This is a genomic window from Pelagibius marinus (assembly GCF_014925385.1).
Lineage (GTDB): Bacteria > Pseudomonadota > Alphaproteobacteria > Kiloniellales > Kiloniellaceae > Pelagibius > Pelagibius marinus.
On record NZ_JACSDK010000016.1, the window covers coordinates 1 to 11102 of the forward strand.

Sequence of the window (11102 nt, forward strand, 5' to 3'; positions counted from 1 at the left end):
GAGGCGCAGCCGTCCTTCGGCCAGATCAGGCCAGAGAGAGGCCGTTTGGTCCGGTCAACCAGCAGAGAAGCCAGGAACGGTACCGAGCATCTGGTTCCTGAGGAGGCTGGCATCGCTACCCGGCGCACCATTTCCGTCCCGGCCCTGAAGGCCCCGCGGCTCGCGGCCCGGCAGCCTTGCGACGGCATTCAGCTCTCTCGCCTCTGATCGGCCGCGAGGCTCCAGTGCCCACCTTCAGAGATTGGATTTGGTTCCTCGGGGTGAGAAGGGGCCAGACTACAGCAAATGTCGCCTCTGGCGCTCCTGACCGACTTCGATAGGTGTCATGTAAAGTTCGGTTTTTGACCCCAAGCGGTACTTCCATATCAATCAGCTCGGCGGTAAGAGTTCGAGATCCGCACGGCAAGATGCCGATATCTAGACTTCTAGCCTAAGATTATTGAGAGTGCTGTATGGCCTTCAAAGTAGACCCTAGCCCCGCACAAAAATTCCAGCCGCTTATAGAATGGGAACGCTTGCCCGAGCGCGGCGCTCCGCGAATATGGGGCGGGGTGGCTCTCATGGAGGAGCAAGTTCCGAAGCGCGGCATTTTGAAATCCAAGCACAAGAGGCTACCGGATGTTTTTCCGTTTAAGGGTGGGCTCGTAGTTTGTGATGCATTCCGCGAGATTGTTGAAGACCTCGAACCCACTGTCCATCAATTCTTCCCTTTCTCGGTGATAAGCAAAAGGGGGCAGCCCGTTCCAGGCAACACCCCCTACTATGTCCTTAATGTGACTCGAAAACTCGACGCCATCCTGGTTTCGAGATCGAACGTCACCTGGATGGATGTTGACCAAAGGCTGGCGGCAGGGGAGAAGTTTCTTATTCCCGGCAGGGGTCCATTGCAACTCGTTATGAGCAGACCAAAGATAGCCGGAAACCACGCTTGGCGTGGAGATCGAGTGTTTGGAACTGACCTTTATTTCTCGGACGGCCTAGTCAGTGCAATCGAAGACGCGGGCCTTTCGAAACTAAAGTTCACTCGGATTGATGAGTCTGATGAGACATGGCGTGAAGAAGGAAACGTGTTTCCTGCCCAGGCAGGATAGAGTCGTCGCTGCGTCCGTTCACTCGCCCCTCACATCTGTCCATTGGAGGGGCGGCGTAGTCAGCGATTGGCACGCCCCCGACATTGGGAGGCAGGTGGAGCATGTCCACTCCGCCTCTGAAAGGTGACATTGGGGGCCGGGCCGCAGAAAACGTCAGCTGAGGGGCTGTTGACGGACCAAGTAGATTGGCACGGGGAAGGCGGCTCGTGACCTAGAGCGGCCTTGTCGGCGGCCGTTGGCTAGCGCGCAAGCTGTTCTTCGCCGATATGCATGAATTCGCGAAATGCCGAGACGGCGGAGTTCTGCTCGACGTTCGTGGCCCAGGCCAGGCCGACATCCATGGTGGGAATGCTGTCGGCGAGCAAGATGACTTCGACGCGGCGGCCGTCCAGTGACCAGGGCCGGTACACCATGTCGGAAAGGATGGTCACACCCATACCGCTGGCGACCATCGAGCGCACAGCCTCTACCGACGAGGTGCGGAATATGGTGTGCGGGCGGTAGCTCGTGCGGTTCCAGTAGCGCTGGGCCGTGTTGCTGGCCTCATCGACCGTCAGCATGATGTAGGGCTCGGCTGCCACGTCGGCGAGCGAGATCGAGGGCTGTTCGAGCAGCGCATGCTGCGACGACAGCCAGAGGCGGCGGCGCGACTGCAGCAGCGTGTCATAGGACAAGCCCTCCTGGTTGACGATATTGGAGGTGAGCATCACGGCCAGGTCGAAGGTGCCGGAGACCAGGCCGTCCTCGATGGCGTTGCGCGAGGCCTCGGTGAGCTTGAGATCCACGCCGGGAAAAGCGTGAACAAAGCGCTCGATATAGGGCGGCAGGAAATAACCAGCCACCGTATAGGTCATGGCCAGCCGCAGCGTTCCCCTGACGTCGTCGCGCCGGCGGCGCGGCGAGCGGACCGCCTCGTCCACCGCCGCCATGATCCGGCGGGCGTGGTCGAGAAAGATGTTGCCTTCATAGGTCAGCGCCACGCCGCCCGGATGCCGTTCCAGCAACTGGGTTCCGACAATCTCTTCCAGCTGTTTGACGGCCGTGGTGACCGCCGACTGGGAGACATTGAGTTCCATGGCGGCACGTGAGATCTGGCCGGAATTCGCCACGGCAATGAAGTAGCGGATCTGTCGGATCGAGGGCTCATTCATTTTTCTGATGGTCCATATCGAAAAAACAGAATCGGAGCTGATGCCTCTTGACCGGCGATTGGACAGGGAGAAGGGCGCGGTTCGGGGTGAGGGGCGATATGAAGTTCATGTATTTCATATAGCTACGCGGCTACCCAACCGCTGCGCAATGAGCGGCGGCGACAAAATGTACCTATTTGTACACCACTCACTAATATTAGAAAATCAGATTTATGGCGTCTGATAATCGTATTTTACTATTTCTTCCCCGCGTTCTTTCATTTTCTGGCCGTCCTCCCGGTGGCGGTCAGCAAAGCGGGCCGTAGCGGCCCGGCGAGAACAGGAGGCTCAATCATGAAAAGAATGCTCAGCGCATTGCCGGCATCTGCGGCGATGGCGCTCGCGCTTACAGGCAGCGCGGTCGCTGGGGACTGGTACCCCTATCCGGTCGAAGTCTGGGACCCGCCGTTCAACATGGAAAGCCCGCGCAAGACGATGGACTACGTGCCACTCGAAAAGGCCGCGGAGAAGTGGGACATCTGCGTTTCCTTTCCGCACATGAAGGACGCCTATTGGCTGGGGGTCGACTACGGCATCACCGAAGAGGCCAAGCGCCTGGGCGTGAAGGCCAACGTCGTCGAAGCGGGCGGCTATACCGAGCTCAACACCCAGATCTCCCAGATCGAGGACTGCGTCTCGGCGGGGGCCGACGCGGTCGTCATCGGCGCGATCTCCTTTGACGGATTGAACAACCTGGTCAAGGAGATTCGATCCAAAGACATCCCGGTCATCGACGTCATCAACGGCATGTCCTCCAGCGAGCTCTCGGCGAAGTCGCTGGTCTCCTTCGGTGAGATGGGCGCTAAGGCCGGTGAGTTCCTCGCCAAGGTGCATCCCGCCGGCGGCAAGGCGGCAAAGGTTGCCTGGTTCCCCGGGCCGGCCGGCGCCGGCTGGGTGGAAGCGGGCAATACCGGCTTCCAAAGCGCGATCGCCGACAGCTCGGTCGAGCTGGTCGACACCAAGTACGGCGACACCGGCAAGGAAGCGCAGGCCAAGCTGGTCGAGGATGCGCTAGAGGCCTATCCCGATCTGAACTACATCGTCGGCACCGCGGTGACGGCGGAGGCCGCCGTACCGATCCTGCGTGCCCGCGGGCTGACCGATCAGGTCAAGATCGTCTCCTACTACTACACGCCAGGCGTCGACCGCGGCATCGCGCGCGGGCAGATTCTGGCGGCGCCGACGGATTCGACGGTCATTCAGGGGCGCATCGCGGTGGACCAGGCCGTGCGTATCCTGGAAGGCAAGGGCTATCAGAAGCACGTCGGGCCGGCACTCTATGTCGTGACCCAGGAAAACCACGGCAAGTTTGACCCCGCGTCGACGCTGGCGCCGAACGGCTTCAGCCCGATCTTCTCGGTCGACTAGGCGCAGGCGACAAACGGACCATGTCGACCTCACAGGCCGCCGTGCAAGGTGGGGGGGCGCCATCATCGCCCTCCCCCCTGCTGCAGACGATAGCCGTGACCAAGGACTATCCCGGCGTCAAGGCGCTGGACGGCGTGCACTTCGACCTGCGTGCCGGCGAGGTGCATGTTCTCTTCGGTGAGAACGGCGCCGGCAAGTCCACCCTGATCTCCATCCTGGCAGGCGCCAGCCAACCGAGCGCCGGCCGTATCCTCATCGATGGAGAACCCGTGACGCTGGCGTCGGTCCACGACGCCCGCGCCTACGGCATCTCCGCTGTGTTCCAGGAGTTTTCCCTGATCCCGCAGATGACCGTGGAGGAGAACCTCTTTCTGGGCGCAGAGCCGACGCGTGGCGGCTTCACCGATCGGGCGCGCATACGCCGCGAGTCGCTGAAGATCCTCGGGGAACTGGGCTTCGCGTTGAAGCCCGAGCAGCGCGTTGATCATCTGACGCGCGCCGAGCAGCAGATGGTCGAGATCGCCAAGGCCTTTCGGTCCGACCTCTCCGTCCTTATCCTCGACGAACCGACGGCTTCGCTCACCAACCACGAGACCGATCGCCTCTTCGAGCTGATCGGCCAGCTGACCGGGCGCGGCGTCGGGATCGTCTACATTACCCACCGCATGGCGGAAATCCAGCGCATTGGCGACCGCATTACGGTGCTGCGGGACGGACGCTACATCGACACCGTCGACGCCAAGACCGCCTCCGAAGACGACCTGGTCCGCCTGATGACCGGCCGGGTGGTTGGCGGCATATTTCCGCCGATCGACCTCGCGGCCCCGGGCGACACGGTTCTGGAGGTGCGCGATCTGACCACGCCCGACGAAGCGGTCGTCCAAGCCTCGATGCACGTGCGGGCCGGCGAGATCGTCGGCATGGCCGGCCTCGTGGGTTCCGGCAAGTCGGAACTGATGCAGGCCTGCTTCGGCGCCGGCCCGATCGCGTCCGGCAAAGTCATGCTGCGGGGCCGCGACATCACCGGACAGGGGCCGCGCCGCAACATCCGCGAAGGATTTCTCTATCTGCCCGCCGACCGGCGCAGCGAGGGCCTGATGATGATGCGCTCGGTGCGCGAGAACGTCGCGCTGGCCTCACTGGGCATCCCCCCCTTTTCCAACGGCCTTGTTCTCGACCGCGCCGGCGAGACGCAGAGGGTTACTGCGTTGGCCGAACGGCTGAACCTCTCACCACCGCGCATCGAGCGTGCCGTGGATCATTTCTCCGGCGGCAACCAGCAGAAGGTGATGTTGGCGCGCAGCCTGACGCGCAACTACGATCTCATCGTTTTCGATGAACCCACCGTCGGCGTCGATGTCGGCACTCGCGCGTCGATCTACGAATTCATCGTGGGGCTGGCACGCAGCGGTGTCGGCATCGTGCTGATCTCCTCCGACCTGCCCGAGATTCTCCACCTGACCACCCGCGCCTATGTCTTCTATCGTGGCGGCGTCCAGGCCGAGTTGCGGGCCGGCGAGCTTACGGAAGAGAACGTGCTCGCCCATTTCTTCGAGAGGGAGGCCGCATGATGGCCAAGGGTACCGCGACTGCGCGGCCGTCGGGCGGCGCGGGCGACGCCGCCAAGCGGCTTTTCGTCAAGCTCGGCATCCTGCCGTTCCTGCTGGTGATCGCTGTGGTGGTGTTCACGCTGATGTCGGACAACTTCCTGACGCCGCGCAACTTGATGAACGTGCTGCGCCAGTCAGTCTATCTGATGATCGTCTCTCTGGGACAGATGATGGCGCTCTTGACCGGTGGTTTCGACCTCTCGGTCGGCACCATCGTGGCGCTTTCCTCTGTCGTGGGGGCGATGGCCATGGCCGCCGTCTTTGCCGCGGCGCCTGACGCGGTGTGGCTGGCGATCGCCGTCGGCTGCCTTGCCGGCATAGCCGCGGGGGTTGCCATCGGCGTCGTCAACGGCATCGGCGTCGCCTTTTTCAATGTCTCCCCTTTCATGATGTCCCTCGGCATGGCCTCGGTCGGCTTCGGCATCGCGCTCTACCTGACTGGCGGCGTCCCCGTCTACGGCATGCCGCAGGCCTTCGGCGACATCTTCGGTTTCGGCATGCTGTTCGGCGTTCCGGCACCAGTCTATGTCGCGGCGCTGCTCGTGGTGGCGCTCTATGCATTCCTCTACCGGACCCCGCAAGGGCGCTATTTCTATGCCGTCGGCGGCAACCTGAAGGCCGCTGCGCTGTCGGGCATCAACGCCACCGGCACTCTGTTCTTCACCTATGTGTTCTGCGCCTTCTTCGCGGCGGTCGCCGGCATGCTCCTGACCGCGCGCCTGGATACGGGCGAGGCCAACATCGGGGCCTCGATGCCGTTGGAATCCATTGCCGCATGCGTGATCGCCGGGGTGAGCTTGCGCGGCGGCGTCGGCCGGCTGGAAAACGTCGTGCTCGGCGCCTTGTTTATCGGCCTGGTGCAGAACGGCATGAATTTGGCGCGCATCGAGTCTTACCTGCAGACCGTGGTCCTCGGCGCCCTGCTGATACTCGCCGTGATCGCCGACCAGATCCGGCTCCGCTATGTCGCCTCGCTCAAGGATTAAGGAGAAAGAGAGTATGCCTGTGGATATTAACTGCGACATGGGCGAGAGCTTCGGTCTTTACAAGATGGGCGATGACGAGGGCATGATGCCCTACATCACGCAGGCCAATGTCGCCTGCGGCTTTCACGGCTCGGACCCGAACCACATGCGGCGCACGGTGGAGCTTGCACAGGCCCACGGCGTGAAGGTTGGCGCGCACTTCTCGCTGCCCGATCTGCCGGGCTTCGGGCGGCGGGAGATGAAGATCGACCGGGAAGAGATGGCGAACATCATCATCTACCAGATCGGTGCCCTGAAGGGTTTTCTGGACGCTGCCGGCGTACCGCTGTCGCACCTGAAACCGCATGGTGCGCTGTATGGGATGGCCGCGCGCCTGGAGCCGATCGCCCACGCCGTCGCCGATGCGGCGGAGGTCTACGAGGTGCCAGTGCTGGGTATGACCGGGACGCTGCATGAGCAGATATACGCCGACCGCGGTGTCGGCTTCCAGGCTGAGTTCTTCGCCGACCTCGACTATGACGACAAGGGCGGGTTGATGATCACCCGTGAACACGACACCGTCGATCCGGCCTTTGCCGCGGCGCGCGCCGTCGAAGCCGTGCGCGACTGCACGATTGCCTCGATCAATGGCAAATCGCTGCAGGTGCGCGCCGAGACCATCTGCGTTCATTCCGATACCCCGAACTCCGTTGCAATCGCCAAGGCGGTGCGCAAGGCGGTCGGAGAATTGGAAGCCGCCTGACAGGCCGCCTGTCCAAGAAGGAGATCAAGCGATGGCAAATCATGAGGTCAAGTCCCCGATCCCGGGCACCTTCTACCGCAAACCGGCTCCCGACCAGCCGCCCTACAAGGAGGTCGGGGATCAGGTCGTCAAGGGCGATACCCTCGGCCTTGTCGAGGTGATGAAGACCTTTCACGAGGTAAGGGCCGACGCCGACGGCACCCTCGCCGCCTTTCCGATCGAGGACGCCGAGCCGGTGATGGCCGGCCAGACCATCGCCGAGCTGGACTGAGGCAATCGTGGCCGGGACTATCAAGAAGCTGCTGATTGCCAACCGCGGGGAGATCGCGGTACGCATCATCCGTGCCGCGCGTGATCTGGGCATTGCCACGGTGCAGGTCCACAGCGAGGCGGATGCCGAAAGCCGTGCGGTGCAAATGGCCGACGAGGCGGTCGACATCGGGCCGCCGCAAGCGGCGAAGTCGTATCTCAACGTCGAAGCGATCCTGAATGCAGCGAAGAAGACCGGCGCCGACGCCATCCATCCGGGCTACGGCTTCCTTGCCGAGAACGCGGACTTTGCTGATGCCGTTGTAGCGGCTGGGCTGATCTTCGTCGGACCGAGCGGGGACACGATCCGCCTGATGGGTGACAAGGCGGCGGCGCGGAAAGAAGCAAAGAAGGCGCAGGTACCAACCGTGCCGGGCAGCGACGGCGTCATCAACGGTATGGAGGTTGCCGCTTCGCAGGCCGAGGCCATTGGCTTTCCGGTGATGATCAAGGCGGCGGCGGGCGGCGGCGGGCGCGGGATCCGCGTTGCACAGGATGCGGCGGAATTCAGCGCACTCGCGCCCCAGGCTTCCTCCGAAGCCAAGGCCGCCTTCGGAGACGGCGGCGTCTATGTCGAGAAGGTCATCGAGCGCGCCCGACACATCGAGGTGCAGGTGCTGGGCGACGGTGAGGATGTCGTCCACTTCTACGAACGCGAATGCTCGCTGCAGCGCCGGCGCCAGAAGGTCTGGGAGGAAGCGCCGTCGGCGGCATTGCCCGAAGCGGTACGCGACTCCCTTTGCACCGCAGCCGTCGCGCTTGCCAAGGCGGTCCGCTACAAGGGCGCCGGCACGGTCGAGTTCCTCTACGACGACGAAAGCGGCCAGTTCTACTTCATCGAGATGAACACCCGCATCCAGGTCGAGCACCCGGTGACGGAGATGATCTGCGGCGTCGACCTGGTGGCCGAGATGATCGCCATTGCCGGTGGAGAGAAGCTGCGCCTACGTCAGGAGGAAATCCGGCGTCATGGCCACGCCATCGAGGTGAGGCTGAACGCGGAAGACCCCGCCAACAATTTCATGCCCTTTCCCGGCATCGTCGGGGCGTTGGCGGTGCCTTCGGGGCCGGGCGTGCGTTTCGACCATATGCTCTACCCGGGCTACGCAGTGCCGCCCTTCTACGATTCCCTGCTTGGCAAACTCATCGTCTGGGCCGAGGACCGTGAGAGTGCGCTGCGGCGGCTCGAGCGCGCCCTAAGCGAGCTGCAGGTGTCGGGCCTGCCGACGACGGCGCCGCTATTCCGGGCGCTGCTTGAAAGCGAGGAACTGCGTGCCAGCTCCGTACACACGCGCTGGCTGGAACCCTGGCTCGAAAACAACATCGATCTCATCAGGCAAAAAGGAGGTGCAGGCGCATGAGCCGATACACATTTGGCGGCGACGAGCACATTTTCGTGGAGGTCGACGAGGCGATGACGCTGGAGGCCTTCTTCGTCAGCCTTTCCATGACCAATGCAGTGCGGGATGCCGGGATCAAGGGTGTCACCGAGATCTGCCCGGCCAATGCCTCCTTCCAGATCAAATTCGATCCTGACGTGATCCGCCCCGACGACCTGCTGGCGGAACTGAAGCGGCTGGAGGCAACGGCCGAGAACGCCGATCGCGTGCTGGACACGCGTATCATTGAAATTCCCGTCTATTACCAGGATCCCTGGACGCACGAGACGCTGATGCGGTTCCGCGAGCGGCACCAGGAACCGAATGCGACCGACATTGAGTACGCCGCTTCGATCAACGGCTTCGACAGTGTGGAGAAGTTCATTGAGGCACACTCAGGGGCGCCGTGGTTCGTCTCCATGGTCGGCTTTGTCTCCGGGCTTCCCTTCCTCTATCAGATGGTCGACCGTCCGCGGCAAATCAAAGTACCGAAGTACCTGCGCCCGCGCACGGACACGCCGCGCCTGACGGTGGGCTACGGCGGCTCCTTTTCCTGCATCTACTCGGTGCGCGGCGCCGGGGGCTACCAGATGTTCGGCATCACGCCCATGCCGATCTTCGATCCAGAGCAGAAGGTCTCCTACTTGAACGACTTCATGGTGTTCTTCAAGCCGGGTGATATCGTCAAGTTCAAGCCCATCGACCGCAAATCCTACGATGCAGCCGTCGCCGAGGTTCAGGCCGGAAGTTTTGCGCCGAAAAGCAGCAGCGTCCGCTTCTCGCTCGACGACTACAACGCCGATATCGACGGCACCAACGCCAAGCTGATGGGGGCCCTCTATGCCGATTAACGTGATCTCCGCCGGTATCGCCACCACGATCCAGGACCTCGGGCGGCCAGGCTATTACCACCTGGGAATTCCCATGGGCGGCGCGATGGACCGCTTGGCCCTGCGGGCGGCCAATCTGCTGGTCGGCAACGACGAAGGGGCGGCGGGGCTCGAATCTGTCTTCGTCGGTCCGGAGCTGGAAATTACCGAAGATGCAATGGTTGCCGTCTGCGGGGCGGAACTGCCGCCCAAGGTTGACGGCGAGCCGCGCGAGACGTGGACCGCTTTCCAGGTCAGGGCCGGCCAGGTTCTGTCCTTCGATTTCCTGCAGTCGGGTGCGCGCGCCTACATCGCGATTTCGGGCGGCATAAATACGCCACCAATGCTCGGCAGCCGATCGACTTACGCCATCGGTGCGCTGGGCGGCGTCAACGGCCGCGCCGTTCAGCCCGGCGACACCCTGCCGCTGGGCAACGGTGCGGACGCTAGAAAGGAAGGCTTGTCCGTGCCGCAGAAGCTGCGTCGCGGGCCGGGAAATGCCGCCGAGCTGCGCGTCCTGCCGGGGCTGTACTGGCATCGCATCACCGAAGCGGCCCAGCAGAACTTCTTCGCGGACACCTGGAAAGTGGCCAATGAGGCCGACCGCATGGGATACCGCTTCCAGGGTGGCCGTACGTTGGAGTTTGTGGAGCGCGAGCAACCATTCAGCGCCGGCGCCGATCCCTCCAACATCACCGATGCCTGCTATCCCTACGGTTCGGTCCAGGTGCCCAGCGGCACCGAGCCGATTGTGCTGCATCGCGACGCGGTCTCGGGGGGCGGCTACTTCATGCTGGGTACGGTCATATCCGCAGACATGGATCTGATCGGCCAGTTGCAGCCGCATACGCCGACGCAGTTCGTGCGGGTCGACATGGACAGCGCGCTCACCGCGCGGCACGACCGCACCGCGACCATGAACGCCATCCGTGAAGCTCTCTCCTGATCCAGAGGACCCAAGACCATGACCACGACCACCTATCCGACCCTCTCCCTCGCCGTCGGCGGCGGCAAAAGGGGCGCGCTTCGGTCGATTCTCCTTGCCCTGGCCGGCTCGGCCTTGCTCTGGACCTCAGCCAAGGTCCAGATTCCCTTTTATCCGGTGCCGATGACCATGCAGACCTTTGTGGTCCTCTTCCTCGGCTTCGTACTGGGGCCACGCCTCGGGGCGGCGACAGTGCTGCTCTACCTTGCCGAGGGCTTGGTCGGCTTGCCGGTCTTTGCCGGCACGCCGGAAAAGGGGCTGGGGCTGGCCTATATGGCCGGACCGACCGGCGGTTACCTGGTGGGTTTTGTGATCTCGGCCTACATCGTCGGCTGGTGTGCGGAACGTGGCTTTGACCGTCGGCTGGTTCCTGCCGCGCTGTCCGCGCTTGTGGGGCTCATTGTACTCTACGTGGCCGGCCTCGCTTGGCTCGGCTTCGTGGTCGGCTGGGACAAGCCGGTGTTGGCCTGGGGCCTCTATCCGTTCCTTCCCGGAGAAGGTCTGAAGCTCGCCCTGCTGGCGGCGACGCTGCCTCTCGTCTGGCGTGGCATAGTCCGGCGCTGAATGGACCAG

The 11102-nt window shown here is 63.1% G+C and carries 12 protein-coding genes; 11 read left to right on the forward strand and 1 reads right to left on the reverse strand.

Annotated elements, in window-relative coordinates; genetic code table 11:
* Both H7X47_RS25905 and H7X47_RS19495 read left to right on the forward strand, forming a co-directional pair.
* A partial coding sequence (locus H7X47_RS25905; protein WP_227010644.1) for a hypothetical protein occupies nt 1-207 on the forward strand: 207 nt, incomplete at its 5' end.
* 245 nt (nt 208-452) lie between these two features.
* Nucleotides 453-1091 (forward strand): imm11 family protein, encoded by a 639-nt coding sequence (locus tag H7X47_RS19495; protein WP_193370427.1) that lies wholly within the window; start codon nt 453-455, stop codon nt 1089-1091.
* A gap of 239 nt (nt 1092-1330) precedes the next feature.
* On the opposite strand, the gene H7X47_RS19500 is transcribed toward H7X47_RS19495, so the two are convergent.
* Nucleotides 1331-2242 (reverse strand): LysR family transcriptional regulator, encoded by a 912-nt coding sequence (locus tag H7X47_RS19500; protein ID WP_193370428.1) that lies wholly within the window; start codon nt 2240-2242, stop codon nt 1331-1333.
* Nucleotides 2243-2575: 333 nt separating this feature from the next.
* Between H7X47_RS19500 and torT the strand changes: the two genes are divergently transcribed.
* From torT to H7X47_RS19545, 9 genes are read left to right on the forward strand one after another with little or no spacing between them, the layout of a single operon-like run.
* On the forward strand, nt 2576-3649 hold the full coding sequence (gene torT, locus H7X47_RS19505; protein WP_193370429.1) for a TMAO reductase system periplasmic protein TorT: 1074 nt from the start codon (nt 2576-2578) through the stop codon (nt 3647-3649).
* 20 nt (nt 3650-3669) lie between these two features.
* Nucleotides 3670-5220 carry a sugar ABC transporter ATP-binding protein gene (locus tag H7X47_RS19510; protein WP_193370430.1) on the forward strand — a complete coding sequence of 517 codons (1551 nt, stop codon included), beginning with the start codon at nt 3670-3672 and terminating at the stop codon, nt 5218-5220.
* Nucleotides 5217-6245 (forward strand): ABC transporter permease, encoded by a 1029-nt coding sequence (locus H7X47_RS19515; RefSeq protein WP_193370431.1) that lies wholly within the window; start codon nt 5217-5219, stop codon nt 6243-6245. Before H7X47_RS19510 ends, H7X47_RS19515 begins: the two co-directional genes overlap by 4 nt.
* Before the next feature lie 13 nt (nt 6246-6258).
* Nucleotides 6259-6987 carry a 5-oxoprolinase subunit PxpA gene (gene pxpA / locus H7X47_RS19520; RefSeq protein WP_193370432.1) on the forward strand — a complete coding sequence of 243 codons (729 nt, stop codon included), beginning with the start codon at nt 6259-6261 and terminating at the stop codon, nt 6985-6987.
* A gap of 31 nt (nt 6988-7018) precedes the next feature.
* Nucleotides 7019-7258: an acetyl-CoA carboxylase gene (locus H7X47_RS19525; protein WP_193370433.1), complete on the forward strand. Its 240-nt coding sequence runs from the start codon at nt 7019-7021 to the stop codon at nt 7256-7258.
* Between the two features lie 7 nt (nt 7259-7265).
* Nucleotides 7266-8657 carry an acetyl-CoA carboxylase biotin carboxylase subunit gene (locus H7X47_RS19530; protein ID WP_193370434.1) on the forward strand — a complete coding sequence of 464 codons (1392 nt, stop codon included), beginning with the start codon at nt 7266-7268 and terminating at the stop codon, nt 8655-8657.
* The gene (locus H7X47_RS19535) at nt 8654-9526 is read left to right on the forward strand and encodes a 5-oxoprolinase subunit B family protein (protein WP_193370435.1); all 873 of its coding nucleotides are present in this window, start codon (nt 8654-8656) and stop codon (nt 9524-9526) included. The genes H7X47_RS19530 and H7X47_RS19535 overlap by 4 nt, the downstream gene beginning before the upstream one ends.
* Nucleotides 9516-10490 carry a 5-oxoprolinase subunit C family protein gene (locus tag H7X47_RS19540; protein ID WP_193370436.1) on the forward strand — a complete coding sequence of 325 codons (975 nt, stop codon included), beginning with the start codon at nt 9516-9518 and terminating at the stop codon, nt 10488-10490. Before H7X47_RS19535 ends, H7X47_RS19540 begins: the two co-directional genes overlap by 11 nt.
* 18 nt (nt 10491-10508) lie before the next feature.
* Nucleotides 10509-11093, forward strand: coding sequence for a biotin transporter BioY (locus H7X47_RS19545; RefSeq protein ID WP_193370437.1), 585 nt, complete (start codon nt 10509-10511; stop codon nt 11091-11093).
* The last annotated feature ends 9 nt before the right edge of the window (nt 11094-11102 follow it).

Excerpts from the sequence above, each read along its gene's own strand:
- H7X47_RS19495 (WP_193370427.1), top strand. The coding sequence starts at position 453 with ATGGCCTTCAAAGTAGACCCTAGCCCCGCACAAAAATTCCAGCCGCTT.
- H7X47_RS19500 (WP_193370428.1), bottom strand. The coding sequence starts at position 2,242 with ATGAATGAGCCCTCGATCCGACAGATCCGCTACTTCATTGCCGTGGCG.
- torT (WP_193370429.1), top strand. The coding sequence starts at position 2,576 with ATGAAAAGAATGCTCAGCGCATTGCCGGCATCTGCGGCGATGGCGCTC.
- H7X47_RS19510 (WP_193370430.1), top strand. The coding sequence starts at position 3,670 with ATGTCGACCTCACAGGCCGCCGTGCAAGGTGGGGGGGCGCCATCATCG.
- H7X47_RS19515 (WP_193370431.1), top strand. The coding sequence starts at position 5,217 with ATGATGGCCAAGGGTACCGCGACTGCGCGGCCGTCGGGCGGCGCGGGC.
- pxpA (WP_193370432.1), top strand. The coding sequence starts at position 6,259 with ATGCCTGTGGATATTAACTGCGACATGGGCGAGAGCTTCGGTCTTTAC.
- H7X47_RS19525 (WP_193370433.1), top strand. The coding sequence starts at position 7,019 with ATGGCAAATCATGAGGTCAAGTCCCCGATCCCGGGCACCTTCTACCGC.
- H7X47_RS19535 (WP_193370435.1), top strand. The coding sequence starts at position 8,654 with ATGAGCCGATACACATTTGGCGGCGACGAGCACATTTTCGTGGAGGTC.
- H7X47_RS19540 (WP_193370436.1), top strand. The coding sequence starts at position 9,516 with ATGCCGATTAACGTGATCTCCGCCGGTATCGCCACCACGATCCAGGAC.
- H7X47_RS19545 (WP_193370437.1), top strand. The coding sequence starts at position 10,509 with ATGACCACGACCACCTATCCGACCCTCTCCCTCGCCGTCGGCGGCGGC.